The sequence below is a fragment of the Neotabrizicola sp. VNH66 genome (genome assembly GCF_049445895.1).
Taxonomy (GTDB): domain Bacteria; phylum Pseudomonadota; class Alphaproteobacteria; order Rhodobacterales; family Rhodobacteraceae; genus Pseudogemmobacter.
This window is the reverse complement of record NZ_JBMSDW010000028.1, coordinates 19635-37331: the sequence shown is the minus strand read 5'-3', so window position 1 is coordinate 37331 and position 17697 is coordinate 19635. Positions and strand designations below refer to the sequence as shown.

Sequence of the window (17697 nt, the reverse complement as noted above, 5' to 3'; positions counted from 1 at the left end):
TATCCCCGAACCGGGATCTGCTGCACCGCATCCCCCTTGAACGCGTCGCTGTAGTTGCTCGTCCCCATCTCGGCCTCCTTGCCTCAAAGCTAGGGCGCAAAGCGTCTACAAATCTAGGCGCACCTCACCCCGACAAGGATTCGGTCCAGCCGCACCGCTTTCTTCTCAAGGGCTGCGAGATTGAAGCGTGTCCAGGCATCCTTGACCTCGTCCGCGACCGCGGCAGCGACATGGCTCGCCGCCTTCAGCGTGACATCGGCACGCTCCTGCGAGTTTATCGTCAGCGCTGTCCGAAGCATTCCTTTCCGGAGGGCGGGCGCATTCGTCAGCGGCTGCAATGGCAGGCTCGCGATTTGACCGCGTTGCGTGATCCTGATGTGATCCCCGTCCAGCTCCATTGTGCGGAAAGACCTCCCAAAGGGGTCAAGGAGGAAACCAAGGAAGGGGCGTTGTTGCAGTCGAATCAATGAAAGGGGCCTCGTCGTCGCGTCCTTTCAGCTTGTGCTGCGACCAGCTTGAACTGCAACGTGCGAGTGCTGAGGCGGTGGTTTGGCATTCGATGGCTTCAGGGACCTTCATGCGCCGAAATCACACACTGTTTTGTGTGAGCTTTGATGACAGTCGGCTAACGGCAACGCCAATTGATGACAGTTTGATCCTGTATTCTGTCATCAAAGCATTTTGAGATGCACTTCGTGGCGTCAGGTTCGAGACCTATCAAGCTCATGCGGAGATTAGCGCTCATATTCTCCGCATATCTTACGGCGCTTAGTCTTGCACACGCGGAGAATGCGGAGCACAATCACCGCACCGGATGCGGAGATTGTAATGTACGTTTGGGAACAAGAAGACTGGCCAAGGCTGAGCTGGCAGGATGGCAGCATTGCCGCGCCCCTGGCTGCAGTCCGTCACGACCAAGGGCGACTGATCGGCCGTATGGAAGCGCTGGGCTTCAAGCTGCGCGAAGAGGCGGTCCTGCAGACGTTGACGCAGGACGTCGTCAAGACAAGCGAGATTGAGGGCGAGCAGCTGGACGCCACACAGGTGCGCTCATCTCTCGCCAGACGGCTGGGCATCGACATCGGCGCCCTGCCCCCCGCAGATCGCAATATGGAAGGCATCGTCGAGGTGATGCTGGACGCGACGCGGAACTATCAGGCCGCGCTTACAGCCGAGCGCCTTTTCGGGTGGCATGCGGCGTTGTTCCCCACCGGGCGCAGCGGCATGACGAAGGTCATCGTCGGGGACTGGCGCGATGACAGCACAGTCCCGATGCAGGTGGTTTCTGGGCCCTACGGCCGGGAGAAGGTTCACTACTCGGCCCCGCCCGCACCGTGGGTCGCCGCGGAGATGGAAGCCTTCCTCACATGGTTCAACGCGCCCTTGGCCACGGATCCGGTAATCAAGGCGGCACTGGCACATCTGTGGTTCGTCACGATCCACCCTTTCGAGGACGGCAATGGCCGCATTGCCCGCGCCATCGCCGACCTGGCACTTGCCCGGTCGGAGGGGAGCTCGCAGCGGTTCTACAGCATGTCCGCGCAAATCAGGGTCGAGCGGAACGCCTACTACGACCAGCTTGAGCGCACCCAGAAGGGTGGCACGGACGTGACGTCGTGGATCCTATGGTTCCTCGACTGTTTCGGTCGTGCGATCCATGGAGCCGACGGCGTCCTGGCGTCGGTCGTCGCCAAGGGCCAATTCTGGGAGCGCGCTGCAGCGCTGGCGCTGAACGAACGCCAGATCACGGTGCTGAACCGGCTGCTCGACGGGTTCGAGGGCAAAATGACCTCGTCGAAGTGGGCGGTGATCGCCAAGTGCTCACAGGATACGGCAAACCGGGACATCGCTATACTGCTCGAGCTCGGGCTGCTGCGCAAAGGTGAGGGTGGCGGCCGCAGCACGCATTATGAGCTGGTGCTGTGACGGCCATGGCGACGATTATCCGCACCGTCGGTGGGGGCTGGTAAAACGTTGACCAGGTGTTGACAAGAATTTGGAACGACGAAAGCCGAGCGTTATGCTCGACCTTGAAGTATTTGATAAGAGGTGATTTTTTGGTTGCGGGGGCAGGATTTGAACCTGCGGCCTTCAGGTTATGAGCCGAACCTGTTGCATTTAAATCCCCCATTGATTTCAGCACCTTGCATGGCAAGCCTTTGAAATAACTTAGTCTATTCCCGGTACTCGGCGGTACTAATCGTAGTCCATCGGATTTCGGGGCCTTCGAAACGGCGCTCGCGGGTTGACCAAGCGTTGACAAGAACACCGACACATCGATCAACATCATGATCGGCTCTATTGTGGCGAGTGAGCACAGCGCCTCAGAACATGGGACACGACAGATCGGAAGCGCTCGTTGGCATCGTCATGCATGCACGTGAGCGTTGCGAAGAGAGCGGACTTGCAGGTTCATGCTCGCCCGAACTGTGCGAGAGAAGTTAGCGATCGCAGGATTGCATCTCTGACTACGTGCAGAGACGTGGCACTCCCGTATCCAACTTGCCCCAGAATGCTTCTTTCCAGGCCCACGAAGGAGTCAAACCATCTAGCAATGGTATCAAATACCTACTTCGAGAAAGTGAGTGCTGATAAGTTGGCCTCTAATTCGGGCACAAAGCATCTTTTCGATGAGAGGATTCCAATGTAGTGCGGATCAATATTGCAGCCCTTCAATCCAAGCGAATCAATATCATCATTCAAACACCCGAGCATAAGAAGTGGAAGCGCCAACATCGCATGGTCAGGATCAAATGCGTAAAGCAATCGATCCCTCCCAAGATAAGCCGCAAGGTGTCGTCGAGGCGCACTATGAAATCGGCGAAAATCTATCGGAATTTCAGGGTCTCTGAACGGAGCAACTCTGTATGATGCGATGTTTCGCCTATCTTCGAGCCACTTAAGAGGGGCTTGCGTGGCGATATCTTGAGAGATCGTCACGTCACTAGGAAGCGAGCGCGCAAACTCCGCAATAACCACAGTGTGCGAATTACCTGACTGCTTTTGAACAGCACACCCAGCCTTGGCTTCTAAAAGGTACGGTGAACTTCCGATGTAAAAGATCGATGACCCACGCAACATAAGCCGCGCGCGCGCGGCGTAGAAACACGAATAGTAAAGCTTGACCGTGGCCCAAGTGAACCGATTATCGACCACACCTTGAACACCCTCGAACAGTGAAGCCGCCGCTGCCTGCGTAAGACCGATGGCATCGTCATTCAACGCTTCCGCGAGTCGCTGGGCGTCTACGCTACCTATTGGATGAAAGGATTTAGTGCCTGCTCGGGTTAAATTTGCAATCTGCTGAGCAAGAACATCTGAGTGAAGCATCAGAACTCGTACTCATCTGCCTTTTCACCGCTCACAAAGCACTCGTCGAGCCGCGAGAATACAGCCTTCTGAGCTTCGCCACCGGCCTTTCCCGATATCTCTTTCTGCAGCAAGAGGGAGCGCTCATCCATTTCAATAGCGGAGGATATCGTTCGGATGGAAAATGACTTACTGGTCACGCAGAAGGGAACAATTCGCATTGCCAAGAATTCAATTCCACCAGCGAACCCACTCGCAAACATAAATGCGTTCTGCCGATCAAACCACAACTTGCCGTACTTATCCTTAAGCGCATTAAAGAAGTTCGAAACAACAGCGGTCTGATTTTCGAATGTGGCGAGTCCAACCTGATCGAATACACCATTCTCTTCAATTAATGGCTTAATTGATGTAACAACGGTCGAGAGAGCCACCCCACCTTTTCTTGGCTGTTCACCAGGGAACTTGATCATTCCCTCATAAGGCGCACCAATTTCGTTGAGCTCAAGAGCAATGTCACGCGCACGCGCTGCAGCCGGATCAACGATACTTTCGTCCGCAACAGCATAAAGATCAAACACCAGCGATCTGTGGACCGGCTTTTGCTCGGTGTTAATCGACAAGAAGATGTCTGCACATTCCTTGGTAGACAATCCAGTGTAGATCGCTACTGGCAACTCAAATTCCTCTAGCGCCCTGTTTTCTCTAATCGCCTCGCGAATACCCGCGACCCTATGCTGCCCGTCGATCAACTGCGCGGACCGCTCCTTCAACTCAATCTTTAGCGTTCGATTTTTCGGGTCGACCTTGATCGCATTTTTGTCAATCCAATTCATTACAATTGAGTTAGGAAAAACGCCACCGGACTGAGCAAATTCCTTCACCCCCGAAATACGCTTCGAATTCAGTACGCGCTGAACTGCGCCCTCTTCCTTGTCTTTTCCTCTCACTGCGGCATAGGAAACTGCAACCAACGCACTCGCAGGCATATTGACTAGGAAAAACTTCTTTCCATGCTGATCGACTTGAAGAAACGGAAGTTCGATACTTTTTGTCGCCATTCCCATTTCCATTTCGTTCTTGGACTTCGCGTTGAAGTTATGCGACTTTGATCGACTCAACAAGGGCTTACCGGCTCTGATGATGTGAGTGCCTCCCCGGACGGCTTCGATGTGGAAAGGTGGGTCTGCTTGGATCCACAATCCTGCATGGCGTCCGACGGTAGGCGACTTTGTTGAACGCATTGGTCTCCCCACCCGGACCCCCCCTCCCCGCCCCAATTCCACCTTCTGCCTGTATTCCGGTCCCGGCTCCGTGGTCCGACTTGATAGTGGCGCGGGTCTACGCCTGTGTCACAGGACTTGGAGGCGTGATGGATGGTCAAACGACTGAAACTGAATGAAAAAACCCTACGCGAGGCGGAGCCCAAGCCCGGCGTCAGCTATCAGATTTTCGACACGGAGGTGATTGGCTTCGCCGCCCGTGTGCAAGCCTCGGGCGCGCGGACCTTCACCATCGACTACCGGCACGCCGGGCGGCAGCGGCGGATGACCATCGGGCGCTGGCCTGAATGGAGTGTCACGGCCGCGCGCGAACGCGCCAAGGAACTGCGACGCGCCATCGACGAGGGGCAGGATCCTCTGGCCGCGCGGGACGAGTGGCGCGGGGCACCGCGCATCACAGACATGATCGACCGCTACATCGCCGAACACCTGCCGAAACTCGCCAAGACCAATGCGGGCGACCAGGTGTCGATGCTGAAGAAGATGGTCGAACCGGCCTGGGGCAACCGGCTGGTGACGGAGATCACCAAGTCCGACGTCGCGAAGTTCCTCGATTTCGTGGCCGAGGGCCGGCCCCGCCCCTGCAAGGCAAAGCCCAACAACCGGGCCCGCAAGCTGCAAGGTCACAAGCCCACCCCGATCCGGGCCAACCGCATGGGCGAGGTGCTGCGCAAGATGTTCACGCTGGCGGTGGAATGGGAATGGCGGACGGACAACCCGGCGCAGGGGTTCCATCGGCGCATCGAACATGCCCGGGAACGGTTCCTGTCGCCCGAAGAGCTGACCCGGCTGGCGGCCGTGCTGGATGCTGCCGAGGATCAGCGCGCCGCAGCCATCATCCGCATGTGCATGTTGACGGGCGCCCGGGTGGGCGAAGCGCGTACCGCACGGTTCGAGCAGTTCAACCTCGACTATGCCATCTGGTCGAAGCCCGCCTCGACCACCAAGCAGCGCAAGATCCACCGCGTCCCGATCTCGCAGGACGTGGCCGCCATCGTGCGACTGCGCCAGCAGGCAGTACCAAGCGGCAATCCGTGGCTGTTCCCCGGCGACACCGTCGGCCAGCCCGTGCGGGAAATCCGCCGCTTCTGGGCCAAGGTTCAGAAGGACGCCGGGCTGGCAGATGTCCGCATCCATGACCTGCGCCACACCTTCGCCTCGCTTCTGGTCAGTGGCGGCGCATCGCTGGAAATGATCGGCAAGCTCTTGGGCCACAGCCAGATGCAGACCACCCAGCGCTATGCGCACCTGATGGATTCCCCCCTGCGCGCGGGCGTCGACACGGTGGCCAGCCTCCTGCGCCCGCGGCCGCGCCTCGTGCATGACGCGGCGCAGGACGGGACCGACCTGCCGAAATCAGCCTGATCTTCACACGGTTTCCTCGCCGCGCAACTTGCGCCAGAGCGAGGTCAGCCGCTTGCGGATGGTGCTTTCATCCGGCACCTCACCCGACTTCGAATTCTGGACGAACCAGTCTTGAACCAGTGCAATCAGCGCGGTCTGGGTGTCGGGCACGCCTCTTTCGAACAGGAATACGGTCAGCCACGCGTACATGGAATCCCAATCGTACCGCGGGCTGGCACCGACGGTGGAGGCCGGGCGCCGCAGCAGATCGCGTTCCTCCTCGAACTGCTGCAGGGATCCCGCCGACAAGAGAAGGTCGGACGACCGGATCAGCACGCCGTCGGGAGGGTCCGTCACTTTGAGCCAGGTCTTGGATCCGGGCGGCATCACGCGCCGCAGCCTCGCCTGTTCGTCGCTCGGGCCGATCCGTCTGAACATCGGCATCAGTTCGGCAATCGGAACCTCGACCAGACCGGCGACGGTCTCATCGCCGCAACTCACTGGCGGAATGCCTGCCAAAACCTGAAGGTGTCCCGCCGCGGCCCAGCCCGCGACGTCGGCCGGGGGACAGCCCCAGCGCACGGCAATTTCGTAGATGGAATAGAAGGCGACGGGCGGCAAAGGCATGAACGAACTCCTCTCAGAAATACGGCATCCTTCGGCCAGGACCATCGGAGTGCGGGTTACAAAAACCCGCCGTGCGAAGCACGCGGGTGGACTGGCTGCAGCCCACGTCGTCGAGGAAAACTGCCTGTAATTGGGCACTCCACCCCAAGAGGGGCGGGACCTGGCTTCGGTTGCCTTGTCGATTCTTATGTTCTGCTCAACCACGAATCTACGCATCCGGAAGGCGAGCGATCAACCAGAATCCTACCGCTGGCGCGACGGAACAAAAAAAGAACTTGTGGATATCGTACAGAACCCCCGGAACCCGACCGGAACGGTCCATTCCGGCAATTCCGGTCGCTGCGAAACCGGCGAAACCGCCTCAGCGCCGCCCAATCAGCCCCAAGCTGCCGAAGCGATGGCGACGAAGTGCGGATCGTCGCCAGGAACCGGCGCTTGGGATGCGCTGCGAGGGCTGCGGCAACGCCTGTCGCGTCGCGCGCTATCCGCTGAAAGTCCAATAAAACAAGGGGTGGAATTGGGAGGTAGCGGCCAGTTCCACCTTCCGCCTGTCTTCCGCTCCTCGCGCTCTGCTTCGCTGAAACCGCCCCCGGCAGAGGGGCGCGAGGCGAACGGAGCAGCCCATGAAGGACATGCAAAACGACCCGGTGGAGGAGGTCCCTGACCTCCTGGCCGACTGGATCAGCCGCGAGCAGCTGGCCCGCGCACTGGATTTGACCATAGACACTTTGTCGCGATGGGAGGCCCGTCGCCAGGGGCCGCCCTGCACACGCATAGGTCGAAAGACCTTCTATCGCCGCGCCGCCATCCAGGAGTGGATCCGCGCACAGGAACAGGCCCACCCGGTGCGCAAGACGCGGGGGCGGACATGACCGTCCCCCCTCGCACATCCGCCTGGCCCGCCGACCGCGTGGCCGAGGCCCGCGCCGTCATCGCCGATGTCGCGCATCACAGCGATCTCCTGATCCGGCTCGCCTGCAACGTGCTTGCCCAGCATGGCGAGACCCCGGGCGAGCGAGCTGATGCCCAGCGCCTGCTGGTGGTCGTCGATGCGCGGCGGGGGGTAGCGCGTGCCCAGCGCGAGGATCAGGGGAGGGCCGCGCGATGATGCGCCGTGGCACCCCCGAGGCTGATCTGCAGCGTGCCGTCGTGCAGGCGCTGCGCATTGCCCTGCCCCGCTCGGCCATCATCCATCACTGCGCCAACGAGGTCACCGAGGCCGGGCCCCGCGGGGCCAAGCGCCAGGCGATCCTCGTCGGCATGGGCGTCCATGCCGGGTTCGCCGATCTGATGGTCATCTGCGACGGCCGCGTCTTGTTCCTCGAGCTGAAGGCACCGAAGGGGCGGCTACGGCCGGAACAGGAGGCGTTCCGCGATGCCGTCAAGGCGCAGGGGTTCGGCTGGGCGCTGGTGCGCAGTCTCGACGACGCGCTGGACGTGCTGGCCGATCACGGCTTCACCACGCGCATCGCCCCCGCCCCGCGGAGGCCCGCGCCATGAGCCACGAGGCCACCAACTGGGCCATCAAGCAGCGCGGGTTGAAGCCCACGACCAAGATCGTGCTCTGGCACCTCTGCGACCGGTTCAACCCGGACTACGGCTGCTTCCCCTCGCAGGACCGGCTGGCGCATGACTGCGAGATCAGCCGGTCCACGCTGAACGATCACCTCGGCCAGCTGGAGGCCGTGGGCCTGCTGCGGCGGGTGCCGCGGCTCGATCCCGTGGCCAAGCGCCAACTGCCGACCCGCTACATCCTGGGGTTCGAGCCGGGCTTCACACCCGTGGCTGTGGTTCCGTGTCCGGAAATCGGACACGGCGAGGATGAAGGCCCAGAAAGTACCGTGGATGCAGGCAGTTCGCATGTCGATGCCGCGACCGACGCCCTGCCGTGTCCGGATTTCGGACACGGAATCGATGCGGAAGCCGTGTCCGATTTTCCGGCCGACCCGTGTCCGGAAAATGGCGAAAGCCGTGTCCGAAATCCGGACACTAACCCTGTAAGGGAACCTCTAAGTAAACCAGTAAAGGAGGAGGAGGGCGCGCAGGCGCGCGCGGCGATTTCCGATGAGGTTTTCGGGGACCTGCTCGATGCGCTGGGCCTCGATCCCGCCACCCTGCCCGGCTGGTGGCAAGGCTGGCCGCCCCGGCTGCACGTCCAGCGCTGGCGTGACGAGCTTGGGCTGACCGAGGCGGAGATCATCGCCGCGGCCGAGGCTTCCCGCCGGGAACACCCCGAACCGCCCGATGGGCCGAAGGCGCTGGACCGCGCCATGCAGCGCGCCGCCCAGCGCAAGGTCGAAAATGCGGGCCGGAAACGGCGCAAGCCCAAGGCGACCCCTGCCCCGGCTGCCAAACCGATCACCGACCTGCCCGCCTTCTACGCCGATCTGGTCAATTCCGACCGCTACCTGCCGGTCAGCGCGATCAGCAATACGATGCGCGACGCCATGCTGGCCCGGGGGCTGGTGACGGAAGATCGCCTGCGACTGCGGGGGATCCGGTGAATGACATGGTGTCACGTCCCCGGCACGGATTGTCCCTCTGCGCAGGCGGCGGAGGCCTTGATCTGGGCCTCATGCTCGCCGAGCCCGGCTATCACACCCGCGCCTTCGTCGAGTGGGAGGACTGGCCGCGCACCGTCCTCATCGCAGCCCAGCGCACGGGGTATTTCGCCCCGGCACCGATCTGGACCGACCTGCGCAGTTTCGACGCCCGCTCTTTCCGTGGCGCATTCGATGTCGTTCTTGCCGGATATCCCTGCCAGCCCTTCAGCGCGGCCGGAAAGCGCGGCGGGGCCGATGATCCCCGTCATCTCTGGCCCGACGTCGCCCGCGTCATCCACGAATGCCGCCCGGAATGGGTCTTCCTCGAAAACGTCGCCGGGCACGTCACCCTCGGCCTCGAGACCGTCCTGCGAGAGCTTTGGGGCTTGGGCTACACGCCTGCGGCGGGCCTGTTCTCGGCGGCAGAGGTCGGCGCGCCGCATGAACGGCTGCGCATCTTCATCCTGGCCCACACCGATGAGCCTGCATCCCGGCACCGGCAGCTACAATCCGGCCGGGAACAGCGATTTCACCCGGAAGGCGGAGGCCCTGGCGCTGGGCATCGCGAAGGCCTTGCCGGACCACTGGCCGACCCCGGCCGCGCAGAACTGGAAGGGGTCGAGCGAGGCCAGCATCACCCGCACCGACGGCAAGTCTCGGATGGACCTGCTGCACTACCGGGCGGAACAAGGCTTCACCCGCCCGGCCCCGCCGACCTCGCCCGATGGGGAGCGGTCCTCGCCGCACGCCCCGATCTCGCGCCCGCTCTGGGCTTCGATGATTGCCTCGCATGGGCGCGCCGTCTCGCGGCGGATCCTGAAGGGCCGGTCGCGGCGGCGGCTGAACCCGCTCTTCGTCGGTTGGCTGATGGGCTGGCCCATCGGGCACGCGCTCTGCGCCTGCTCGGCAACGGAGTTCACCCTCTGGCAGCAGCACATGCGTGGCGCTCTCTCGCAGCTGCCCATGGCCTCGGGCCCGTGGATCTGGCGGCCGACCGATGCGGCACCGCGCCCTGCGCAAATGGATTTCCTTGAGGGATTGCAGCCATGAGTTTCCACGGCCGCGTCAGCGGCACCAGGATCAAGCGCGCGCTGGACGTGCAAGCCGCGCTGGAATGGGCGTTCCGGGTGGAACAGGCACAACTGGAGCTGCCGCTGCCCCCGGACGTCACCGAAGAAGGCTTCGGCTTCGGGCTGGAATACGTCCTGCTGCAACGCGCCGTGCTGGGCTGCAAAATCGACGGTGGTCAGCACAAGATCGGCGGCTACACCCATGAGGACGCCGAAGTGATCGCCGCCACCGTCGCCGGGATCCCAGACAGCCTCGGCGGCAAGCGCATGGCGATCCGTGTGGCCGAACTGGCCCGCGCCGGGCTGACCCCGGACTGGATGCCAGGTGCGGTGCCGCGCTGCGTGCCGACCATCGTCAAGCAGAACCAGCATGGCACACATGCGGGCACCATCGTCGTGGGTACCGAACGCATCCGCGTGCGCGGCGCTGGCGCCCGCGCCACATGGAAAACCATCGACATCCTGGCCTGCCCGGTCACCTTCTCGCCCCACCCGCAGCAAATCGAGGCCGCCCGCCGTGGCTATGACGACTGGTGCCAGGCGCTGGGCTGGGTTCGGGACGGGCTTATCGCGGGCGGGATGCTGCGAGAGGTCGAGGTGACAGGGGCGATGCCCCGTCCCGCCCCTTGGGCGAGGGTGCGTCCGTCCGGGTAACGGATCGCCATTGCCTTTTGGCACATAATGACTATATTGATGCCAAAGGAGAACGACCATGCAGTTCGCCACGGTCCAGCCGATCATCGCCCGACCCGACCTTCCTGTCATCACCGACGAGGAAGCGGCGGCGCTGGCACGCACCACCGTCAACCTGTTCCGCGCCTGGGGCCTGACGGACGCTGAGGCGCGCGTGCTCTTGGGCGACATGACCCAGCGCACATGGGCGCGCTGGAAGGTTGGCGACATCGGGCGCATCGACCGGGACCTGCGCGCGCGGATGGCGATCCTGATGGGCATCCACAAGTCGCTGCGGTATCTCTTCACCGAACCTGCCCGCGGTTATGCGTGGATCCGCAAGCCCAGCACGGCCTTTGGTGGCCGCAGCGCGCTGGACATCATGTTGCGGGGCGAGATCACCGACCTAATCGACCTGCGGGCCTATCTGGATGCCGAACGGGGTGCCTGGTGAATGTGCCTGTCCGCCGCGTGACATGGCCACGCACTGTCCGCATCATCCGCTCCATCCATCCGCCCATCGACCTGTTCGAGGACATCGCCGACCCCGCCGATTGGGAGGCGTTGGCCTCGGCCGAGGCCAAGTTCAACCCGCGCATCCGCGACAGCATCGGTGATCTGTCGAAGGTGCCGGTCGCGCGCCGCGTGACCGGGCCCGGCGCGAGCTGGGTCATGGCGCCTTTCGTCCATTGCTCGCCCCTGCGGCCGGGGCGGTTCTCAGACGGCAGTTTCGGCCTCTATTATGCGGGCGACCGCACCGAAGTGGCCATCGCCGAAACCATCCACCACCACGCCCGCTTCATGCGTTCCACGAACGAGGCCCCCGGCTGGACGTCGCAGTTCCGCGAACTGATCGGGTCCATCGATGCCGATCTGGACGACGCCACCGGCCGTGCCGATCTACTGGATCCCGACGATTACCGCGCCTCGCAGGTCTTCGGGGCCGAGCGGCGCGCAGCCGGGTCAAACGGCATCACTTGGCCCAGCATCCGCTATCCCGATGGTCAATGCATCGCCGTCTTTTGGCCCGACGTGATCCCTATCCCCACCCAAGGCGCGCATTTCGCCTATCACTGGAACGGGACGGCTGTCGACTATGTCAGGAACATCGAAACCAAGGAAATCATTCAAGTTGCATAGCACACCCTTTAGCAGTTCTGTTGCGCACCCATGACTCGAAAGAGCTTGTCCAGCACATCCGTAAATCCAAACCAGCTTGACGCTATTGAGGCTGTGGATGGACCCGTACTAATCATCGCGGGCCCAGGTTCGGGCAAGACATTCACCTTGGTGGAACGAATTGTTCATCTGATCATTGAGAAGAAGATCGCCCCGGAAAGCCTGCTCGTCGTCACATTCACTGACAAGGCGGCCCGAGAGCTGACCACCCGGATATCGAACCGGCTCTCTGAACTGGAAATCAGTTTCAATCTGAATGAGATGTGCCTCGGGACATTTCACATCAAATCCGCCGCGGTCCGGGCGACGGAAGGCCGCGGCAGGGCCGCCCCCTAACGGTTGCCGTCGATCCATTTCGACATCAGCCCCTTGTCGCGGAAGCATTCCTCCGGCACCGCGCGGCGCTTGATCCGGGCCAGCCGCTCGGCGAAGGCCACCTGCTTGGAACTGGGCAGCCGATCGGTGGGCGACAGCGGCCGCAGCCGCGCCTGCGCGTCGATCCAGGCCGAGAGGCTGCGGCGGTCGCGCTGCACCTCCCAGGGCAGGAGCGTCTGGTTCCGCAGCGCGAGCGAGCGGGCATAGGCCATCTGCCGCGGGGTGGGGGACAGGGGGAAATCGGGGTCTTCCATGGCGGAACTCCCTTTGCTGATCGGCCCCCTGATATAGAACGAATAGGGAACATTTTCAAGCCGCAAGGGAACAGTCCCGGCAGGAGGCCGGAAAGCGGCCCGCGCACCCCAAGGGCGCGCGGGGACCGGGGTCACTTCATGGTAGCCAGGTAGGCGGCCACGTCCTCGTTGCCCTTGTTCAGCTTGAAGGTCATTTTCGACTTGGCGGCGTCATCGCCGGTCTCGGCCTTCAGCCAGGCGGCGGGGTCCTTGGTGTATTCGACCAGCGAAGCCTCGTCCCAGATCTTGCCGGCCGCGCCGACCGACAGGATGGAGTCGCCGTATTTGAAGTCGGGGTCCGAGGCCACCTGACGGCCGACGACACCCCAGAGGTTGGGGCCGGTCTTGCCGCCCTTGACGACCGCGTTGCCCTCGGGATCGACGATGGCATGGCAGGACTTGCACTTGTTGAATTCCTTGGCGCCTTTCTCGGCGTCGCCCTGGGCAAGGGCCGGCAGGGCGAGGGCGAGGAAGGCAAGGGTCGTGGTGCTGACTCGGAGGATCATGGTTTGGTCCTTTCAGGCTGGCGTTATGGATTCGGGTCTGGTTTCGGCGAATTTCTCGCATAGGGTTTCGATGCCCGCCTTGACTTCCATCAGGCAGGCGGCGGTGGACAGCGCGTCCGCCAGCGCGGCGGAGGGGGCCGAGATGCTGACCGCCCGCCAGACCGGGACGGCGGGGGTGCCGGTGCGCGGGTCGAGGATATGGCCGACCCGGCCCGCGGCATCGAAGGTGGTGCCGAGCGGGGAAGAGGTCGCCAGCGCCCGGCCGCGCAGGCCGACCTGCCCTCCTTCGGCCAGATGCACCGGCCAGTCGCCGCCGCGCGGATCGCCGCCGAGGGCGCGGAACTCGCCGGTGTCGATCAGGATGTCGGCCAGCCCTTCGGCCTCCAGCAGCGCGGCCACCCGGTCGGCGATGTAGCCCTGCGCGATGCCGTTCAGCGTCAGCGCCATGCCGGGCGCCAGCGCGATCCGGTCGGGGCCGATCCGCAGGTTCTGCCAGCCGGTCCGCGCCAGCGCAGCCTTGCGTTCGTCCTCGGTCGGCAGGCGGCCCTGCACCGCAGTTTCGGCGTAGAGCGCCCACAGCGGCTGCACCGTCGGGTCGAACAGCCCGCCGCTGGCGGCATGGACCGCCCCGGCCAGCGTCAGGCATTCCAGCAACTCGAAGGGCGGGACCTCCAGCGTGCCGGAGGCATTCAGCCGCATCAGCGCCGAATCAGTGCGGTAGAGGCTGAACACCTGCTCCAGCCGGGAAATCTCGGCCAAGGCGCGGGCGGCGATGGCGGCGGCGTCGGGATGCGACAGCCGCAGGGTGACGCGGGCGCCGAGCGCCTGCCCGGTGGCGACATGCAGTTCTTGCGCCAGCGCCGGCACGGGCAGGCAGCAGGCGGCGGAGATGGCAAGGAAGCGGCGGCGGCTCAGCATCGGGTCATCCTCCGCTCTGGTCGGACAGGTCGCGCAGGCGGCGTTCGTAATCCGGGTCTTCGCCGGTATCCGGCTGTTCGGGCGGGATCACCAGCGCGTCGGGAATCTCGGCAAGCCGCATCACGCTGCCGCCGTTGGCCTCGGCGAAGGCGCGGGCCTCGTCGCGGTCGGCGAAGGGGACGAATTCCTGTTCGCCCATGCCGCCCTCGATGGCGGCGCCGACGACATAGAAGGCAGTCGTGGCGTCGATCCAGTTGGCGGCGCCGGGGTCGTCCCAAGTCGCGCCGGGGGCGCCCATGTCGCTGACCCAGAGGGCGAGGATGCGGTGGCTCTGCTCGGGCATCCGCACATAGGCCACCACGTCGCGGATCTGGCTGAAGAACAGCGGCGTGCCGGGCAATCCTTCAAGATGCGCCTGCCCCTTCGGGCCGGGATGTTCCAGCATGTTCATCTGGCAGAAGTAACCCACCGCCTCGGGGGTAAGTTCCACCGGATCGGTGTTCTGGGTCACTTCCTCGCGGCAGGCCGCCAGCGCCAGCACGAAGATCAGCGCGCGTTTCAGGGTCATGGGATCACCTTTCGGAAGGCGGCGATGGCCAGCGCCAGCGCCAGCACCGGCCAGAGCAGGATCGAGGTCAGGGATTGCCAGACCGGCACCGTGGCCGCCGCGCCGCCCACGCCCGCCGCCGCCGCCGTCGCCTCGGAGGCGGACAGGTTGTAGAGCCGGAAGGCATCGGCCGGGTTGGCCAGCAGGGCGGCGGGGAAGCCGTGGACGGTGAACCAGCCGCCGTTGTCGGCGACGATGGCGGCAAGGAGGCCGAGGTCGTAAAGCACCACCAGCCCCAGCCACAGCCCGACCGCCAGCCCGGCGGCGCCGGAGGGGCGGCGGGACAGGGCGGAAAGGGCGTAACCGATGCCGATGAAGGTGGCCCCCAGCAGGACCGAGGTTGCCAGGAGCCGCAGCATTGCGGGCAAGCCGGCGCTGGCCGCGGGATCGGCCCAGAGGGCAGCGGCGGCGGCCAGCCCGTAGCCCACGGCGCAGGCCAGCGCCAGCACCGCCAGATGGGCGATCAGCTTGCCCGCCAGCACCTCGGCCCGGCTGACGGGATAGGTCAGCAGCAGCGGCAGCGTGCCGCGCTCCAGTTCCCCGGCGATGGCGTCGAAGCTCATCAGCAGCGCCAGCAACGGCACCAGATAGACCGCCAGCGAGGTCAGCGAGGCGACGATGACCGACAGCCTGTCCACGCCGAGGCCCCCGGTGGGGGCCGATCCGGCGGCGGCCAGCACCAGCGAGAACAGCGCCATCAGCACCATGGCGATGGCGACCCAGCGGTTGCGCAGCGCGATGCGGAATTCGGTTCCGGCGGTGGCGAGGATGCGGCTCATTGCCCGTCCCTCTTGCTGAAATGGCTGTAGAGGTCCTCCAGACTGGGCGGGGCCACGTCCAGGTCGGCGACCAGATCGCCAAGCGCGGCAATGCGCGCCAGCATCGCCAGCTTCTCGCCCTGCCCGCAGGACAGAACCAGCCCGTCGGCCCGGGGTTCCGCCCCCGGCAGCGCGGCGGCGACGGCCTCGCCCGCGCCCGGACGCGGGGTGACGTGCAGCATCACCGGCAGGTCGGCGCGGCGGCGCAGGTCGGCCAGACTGCCCTCGGCCACCATCCGGCCCTTCGACAGGATCAGGATGCGGTCGGTCCGCGCCTCCACCTCGGTCAGCGCATGGCTGCTGAGCAGGATCGAGGCCCCCCGCGCCGCCAGCCCGTCCAAGAGCGCGTAGAAGTCGCGCCGCGAGACGGGATCGAGGCCCGAGGTCGGCTCGTCCAGAACCAGCAGTCGCGGCGTGCCGATCAGGGTCTGGGCCAGGCCGACGCGCTGGCGCATCCCCTTGGAATAGGTGCCGATGCGGCGGCGGGCGGCAGGACCGAGGCCGACCTGCTCCAGCAGCTCCATCGCCTTCGACGGGCTTTCGCCGCGCAGCGACAGGTAGTGCCGCATCTGCTCCAGCCCGGTCAGGGCGGGGTGGAAGGCGGCGTTCTCGGGCAGGTAGGCCACCTGCCGCCGCGCCCCGGCGCTGCCCGGCGCGGCGCCGCAGACCTCCACCTGCCCGGCGGTGGCGGGGATCAGGCCGAGGATGATCTTCATCATCGTCGACTTGCCTGCGCCGTTGTGACCCAGAAGCGCCACGCGCTCGCCGGCCGCGACGGTCAGCGACACCTCGGTCAGCGCCGCCACCTCGGCGAAGCGCTTAGTGAGTGCCGAGATTTTCAGCGTCGATGTCATCGAAATTGCCTTGCGCCCAACGGCCGGCCACCAGGGCCTCCATCGCGGCGATGTCTTCTGGAACGGGGATGGCGATGGGTGCCATCAGCGGGTGGCTGTCGACCACGCCGCCGGGCAGCGTGGCCGGGAAATTCGATTGCGACCAGCGGATCAACTGCACCGAGGGCGCGCCGGTCAGCAGCTTGGCCGCGGGCTGGGACCACAGGATATGGTCCATCAGGTCGTTGGGGCGGAACACCCCGTCGGCGATGCCGTCGCCGTTCAGGTCGAAGGCCGGATGGTCCGACCAGTAGTTGCCGCGGCCCTCGAAGCTCCACTCCAGGAAACGGGTGCCGACGTATTTCACCTGCTCCTGGTTGCCGAGGAAGGCATTGCCGGTCAGCACGTTGCGTTCCGACCCGGCGGTGAAATGGATGCCGATGCCGCAGTCCTGGAAGCGGTTGCCGACGACAAGGTTCTTGTGGGCGTTGTAGACGAACAGGCACTTCTTGGTGCCGCCCCGGACCAGGTTGCCGGTGACATCGGAATTGTTGGTGTAGTTGAGCATCACCCCGTGCTCGCGGTCGCCCAAGCTGAGGTTGCCGCGCACCACCGCCCGGTCCGAGTTCATGATGGCGAAGCCGAGGTGGTTGCCGATCGAAATGTTGTCGATCACCTCGGTGCGGTGGGTATACATGAAATGGACGGCAAAGCGCAGGTCGCGGAACAGGTTGCCGCGGTAGGTGCTGTCCTTCGAGGTGTTCGAGAAGATGCCGTCGCGGCCCCAGCGGATGTCGTTGCCCTCGACCAGCGCGCCGGGGCTGTTCCAGACATAGACGCCGTTGCCGCGTTCGTTCATCCGCGGGTCCTGCCGGCCCTCGATCACATTGCCGGCGACGCGCACGTCGCGGCCGCCGTGGATGTCGACGCCATGCATGTTGTCGGTCAGGTAAAGCCCTGTCACCAGCACCCGGTCGGCGCCCTTCAGGATCTTCACCCCGGCGTCGAGGTCGGCGTTCACCTTGCCCGATCCGGTGACGGTGAAGCCTTCCAGCACCACGTCTGGCGCGGTGACGGTGATCACGGTGCCCTGCCCGCCGCCGTCCACCACGGCGCCGCGCGGGCCGCGCACAGTCAGGCTGCGGTCGATGGTGACGGGGCCCGGATAGGCCCCGTCGGAGAGGATCAGCACATCGCCGGGGGAGGCCCCGGCGACGGCTTCGGCCAGCGCGCCCGGCCCGGGCACGACCTGCAGGTCCCGCGCCCAGGCGGGCGGGGCCAGGCAGGCCAGCGCAAGGATCAGGGCGCGCAGCATCGGTC

General features: G+C 64.5%; 22 protein-coding genes and 1 pseudogene. 13 read left to right on the top strand and 10 right to left on the bottom strand.

Translation table 11 applies throughout. The features are described 5' to 3' along the window. Both ACO2Q5_RS22750 and ACO2Q5_RS22745 read left to right on the top strand, forming a co-directional pair. Window positions 1–470 (top strand): hypothetical protein (locus tag ACO2Q5_RS22750; protein WP_423295330.1); only part of this gene is annotated, 470 nt, incomplete at its 5' end. 358 nt (window positions 471–828) lie between these two features. Then, window positions 829–1926 (top strand): Fic family protein, encoded by a 1098-nt coding sequence (locus ACO2Q5_RS22745; RefSeq protein WP_423295328.1) that lies wholly within the window; start codon window positions 829–831, stop codon window positions 1924–1926. A gap of 642 nt (window positions 1927–2568) precedes the next feature. On the opposite strand, the gene ACO2Q5_RS22740 is transcribed toward ACO2Q5_RS22745, so the two are convergent. Both ACO2Q5_RS22740 and ACO2Q5_RS22735 read right to left on the bottom strand, forming a co-directional pair. Next, window positions 2569–3330 (bottom strand): hypothetical protein, encoded by a 762-nt coding sequence (locus ACO2Q5_RS22740; RefSeq protein ID WP_423295326.1) that lies wholly within the window; start codon window positions 3328–3330, stop codon window positions 2569–2571. Further along, complete coding sequence (locus ACO2Q5_RS22735) at window positions 3330–4553, bottom strand: DGQHR domain-containing protein (protein ID WP_423295325.1); 1224 nt, start codon at window positions 4551–4553, stop codon at window positions 3330–3332. Before ACO2Q5_RS22735 ends, ACO2Q5_RS22740 begins: the two co-directional genes overlap by 1 nt. A 132-nt stretch (window positions 4554–4685) precedes the next feature. Here ACO2Q5_RS22735 and ACO2Q5_RS22730 point away from each other — a divergent pair, with 132 nt between their 5' ends. Beyond that, entirely contained in the window at window positions 4686–5957 is a 1272-nt protein-coding gene (locus tag ACO2Q5_RS22730; RefSeq protein ID WP_423295324.1) for a tyrosine-type recombinase/integrase, read from the top strand. A gap of 3 nt (window positions 5958–5960) precedes the next feature. Here the strand turns inward: ACO2Q5_RS22730 and ACO2Q5_RS22725 are convergent, their stop codons facing one another. Continuing rightward, a complete protein-coding gene (locus ACO2Q5_RS22725; RefSeq protein WP_149140677.1) occupies window positions 5961–6563 on the bottom strand; it encodes a hypothetical protein in 603 nt (200 codons plus the stop codon). A gap of 623 nt (window positions 6564–7186) precedes the next feature. Here ACO2Q5_RS22725 and ACO2Q5_RS22720 point away from each other — a divergent pair. The 10 genes and pseudogenes from ACO2Q5_RS22720 to ACO2Q5_RS22675 all read left to right on the top strand — a co-directional run bounded on the left by ACO2Q5_RS22720 (window position 7187) and on the right by ACO2Q5_RS22675 (window position 12363). Further along, window positions 7187–7435, top strand: coding sequence for a helix-turn-helix transcriptional regulator (locus ACO2Q5_RS22720; RefSeq protein ID WP_423295322.1), 249 nt, complete (start codon window positions 7187–7189; stop codon window positions 7433–7435). Then, a complete protein-coding gene (locus ACO2Q5_RS22715) occupies window positions 7432–7671 on the top strand; it encodes a hypothetical protein (protein ID WP_423295320.1) in 240 nt (79 codons plus the stop codon). Before ACO2Q5_RS22720 ends, ACO2Q5_RS22715 begins: the two co-directional genes overlap by 4 nt. After that, window positions 7668–8063: a VRR-NUC domain-containing protein gene (locus tag ACO2Q5_RS22710; RefSeq protein WP_423295318.1), complete on the top strand. Its 396-nt coding sequence runs from the start codon at window positions 7668–7670 to the stop codon at window positions 8061–8063. The genes ACO2Q5_RS22715 and ACO2Q5_RS22710 overlap by 4 nt, the downstream gene beginning before the upstream one ends. After that, window positions 8060–9067: a helix-turn-helix domain-containing protein gene (locus ACO2Q5_RS22705; RefSeq protein ID WP_423295316.1), complete on the top strand. Its 1008-nt coding sequence runs from the start codon at window positions 8060–8062 to the stop codon at window positions 9065–9067. Before ACO2Q5_RS22710 ends, ACO2Q5_RS22705 begins: the two co-directional genes overlap by 4 nt. Before the next feature lie 5 nt (window positions 9068–9072). Continuing rightward, window positions 9073–9534 (top strand): annotated as a pseudogene (locus ACO2Q5_RS22700) (DNA cytosine methyltransferase); the annotation flags it as partial. 49 nt (window positions 9535–9583) lie between these two features. Further along, complete coding sequence (locus ACO2Q5_RS22695; RefSeq protein ID WP_423295314.1) at window positions 9584–10156, top strand: DNA methyltransferase; 573 nt, start codon at window positions 9584–9586, stop codon at window positions 10154–10156. Then, the gene (locus ACO2Q5_RS22690) at window positions 10153–10830 is read left to right on the top strand and encodes a hypothetical protein (protein WP_423295312.1); all 678 of its coding nucleotides are present in this window, start codon (window positions 10153–10155) and stop codon (window positions 10828–10830) included. Before ACO2Q5_RS22695 ends, ACO2Q5_RS22690 begins: the two co-directional genes overlap by 4 nt. 58 nt (window positions 10831–10888) lie before the next feature. After that, a complete protein-coding gene (locus ACO2Q5_RS22685) occupies window positions 10889–11302 on the top strand; it encodes an MbcA/ParS/Xre antitoxin family protein (RefSeq protein WP_174212926.1) in 414 nt (137 codons plus the stop codon). Beyond that, the gene (locus ACO2Q5_RS22680) at window positions 11299–11988 is read left to right on the top strand and encodes an RES family NAD+ phosphorylase (protein ID WP_423295310.1); all 690 of its coding nucleotides are present in this window, start codon (window positions 11299–11301) and stop codon (window positions 11986–11988) included. Before ACO2Q5_RS22685 ends, ACO2Q5_RS22680 begins: the two co-directional genes overlap by 4 nt. Window positions 11989–12033: 45 nt before the next feature. Next, window positions 12034–12363 carry a UvrD-helicase domain-containing protein gene (locus tag ACO2Q5_RS22675; RefSeq protein WP_423295308.1) on the top strand — a complete coding sequence of 110 codons (330 nt, stop codon included), beginning with the start codon at window positions 12034–12036 and terminating at the stop codon, window positions 12361–12363. Here the strand turns inward: ACO2Q5_RS22675 and ACO2Q5_RS22670 are convergent. From ACO2Q5_RS22670 to ACO2Q5_RS22640, 7 genes are all read right to left on the bottom strand, one after another. Further along, window positions 12360–12656 carry a hypothetical protein gene (locus tag ACO2Q5_RS22670; RefSeq protein WP_165016634.1) on the bottom strand — a complete coding sequence of 99 codons (297 nt, stop codon included), beginning with the start codon at window positions 12654–12656 and terminating at the stop codon, window positions 12360–12362. The two genes, ACO2Q5_RS22675 and ACO2Q5_RS22670, sit on opposite strands and share 4 nt — an antisense overlap. A gap of 131 nt (window positions 12657–12787) precedes the next feature. After that, a complete protein-coding gene (locus ACO2Q5_RS22665) occupies window positions 12788–13201 on the bottom strand; it encodes a c-type cytochrome (protein ID WP_174212927.1) in 414 nt (137 codons plus the stop codon). A 12-nt stretch (window positions 13202–13213) separates the two neighbouring features. Beyond that, entirely contained in the window at window positions 13214–14119 is a 906-nt protein-coding gene (locus tag ACO2Q5_RS22660) for an FAD:protein FMN transferase (protein WP_174212928.1), read from the bottom strand. 4 nt (window positions 14120–14123) lie between these two features. Next, complete coding sequence (locus ACO2Q5_RS22655) at window positions 14124–14681, bottom strand: nitrous oxide reductase accessory protein NosL (protein ID WP_423295332.1); 558 nt, start codon at window positions 14679–14681, stop codon at window positions 14124–14126. 2 nt (window positions 14682–14683) lie between these two features. Further along, entirely contained in the window at window positions 14684–15505 is an 822-nt protein-coding gene (locus ACO2Q5_RS22650) for an ABC transporter permease (protein ID WP_174212929.1), read from the bottom strand. Beyond that, on the bottom strand, window positions 15502–16398 hold the full coding sequence (locus ACO2Q5_RS22645) for an ABC transporter ATP-binding protein (protein WP_174212930.1): 897 nt from the start codon (window positions 16396–16398) through the stop codon (window positions 15502–15504). Before ACO2Q5_RS22645 ends, ACO2Q5_RS22650 begins: the two co-directional genes overlap by 4 nt. Beyond that, a complete protein-coding gene (locus ACO2Q5_RS22640) occupies window positions 16364–17692 on the bottom strand; it encodes a nitrous oxide reductase family maturation protein NosD (protein WP_174212931.1) in 1329 nt (442 codons plus the stop codon). The genes ACO2Q5_RS22645 and ACO2Q5_RS22640 overlap by 35 nt, the downstream gene beginning before the upstream one ends. Window positions 17693–17697 lie beyond the last annotated feature (5 nt).

Excerpts from the sequence above, each read along its gene's own strand:
- ACO2Q5_RS22660 (WP_174212928.1), bottom strand. The coding sequence starts at position 14,119 with ATGCTGAGCCGCCGCCGCTTCCTTGCCATCTCCGCCGCCTGCTGCCTG.
- ACO2Q5_RS22715 (WP_423295320.1), top strand. The coding sequence starts at position 7,432 with ATGACCGTCCCCCCTCGCACATCCGCCTGGCCCGCCGACCGCGTGGCC.
- ACO2Q5_RS22670 (WP_165016634.1), bottom strand. The coding sequence starts at position 12,656 with ATGGAAGACCCCGATTTCCCCCTGTCCCCCACCCCGCGGCAGATGGCC.
- ACO2Q5_RS22720 (WP_423295322.1), top strand. The coding sequence starts at position 7,187 with ATGAAGGACATGCAAAACGACCCGGTGGAGGAGGTCCCTGACCTCCTG.
- ACO2Q5_RS22705 (WP_423295316.1), top strand. The coding sequence starts at position 8,060 with ATGAGCCACGAGGCCACCAACTGGGCCATCAAGCAGCGCGGGTTGAAG.
- ACO2Q5_RS22730 (WP_423295324.1), top strand. The coding sequence starts at position 4,686 with ATGGTCAAACGACTGAAACTGAATGAAAAAACCCTACGCGAGGCGGAG.
- ACO2Q5_RS22740 (WP_423295326.1), bottom strand. The coding sequence starts at position 3,330 with ATGCTTCACTCAGATGTTCTTGCTCAGCAGATTGCAAATTTAACCCGA.
- ACO2Q5_RS22695 (WP_423295314.1), top strand. The coding sequence starts at position 9,584 with ATGAGCCTGCATCCCGGCACCGGCAGCTACAATCCGGCCGGGAACAGC.
- ACO2Q5_RS22685 (WP_174212926.1), top strand. The coding sequence starts at position 10,889 with ATGCAGTTCGCCACGGTCCAGCCGATCATCGCCCGACCCGACCTTCCT.
- ACO2Q5_RS22725 (WP_149140677.1), bottom strand. The coding sequence starts at position 6,563 with ATGCCTTTGCCGCCCGTCGCCTTCTATTCCATCTACGAAATTGCCGTG.
- ACO2Q5_RS22665 (WP_174212927.1), bottom strand. The coding sequence starts at position 13,201 with ATGATCCTCCGAGTCAGCACCACGACCCTTGCCTTCCTCGCCCTCGCC.
- ACO2Q5_RS22640 (WP_174212931.1), bottom strand. The coding sequence starts at position 17,692 with ATGCTGCGCGCCCTGATCCTTGCGCTGGCCTGCCTGGCCCCGCCCGCC.
- ACO2Q5_RS22650 (WP_174212929.1), bottom strand. The coding sequence starts at position 15,505 with ATGAGCCGCATCCTCGCCACCGCCGGAACCGAATTCCGCATCGCGCTG.
- ACO2Q5_RS22735 (WP_423295325.1), bottom strand. The coding sequence starts at position 4,553 with ATGCGTTCAACAAAGTCGCCTACCGTCGGACGCCATGCAGGATTGTGG.
- ACO2Q5_RS22745 (WP_423295328.1), top strand. The coding sequence starts at position 829 with ATGTACGTTTGGGAACAAGAAGACTGGCCAAGGCTGAGCTGGCAGGAT.
- ACO2Q5_RS22645 (WP_174212930.1), bottom strand. The coding sequence starts at position 16,398 with ATGACATCGACGCTGAAAATCTCGGCACTCACTAAGCGCTTCGCCGAG.
- ACO2Q5_RS22710 (WP_423295318.1), top strand. The coding sequence starts at position 7,668 with ATGATGCGCCGTGGCACCCCCGAGGCTGATCTGCAGCGTGCCGTCGTG.
- ACO2Q5_RS22690 (WP_423295312.1), top strand. The coding sequence starts at position 10,153 with ATGAGTTTCCACGGCCGCGTCAGCGGCACCAGGATCAAGCGCGCGCTG.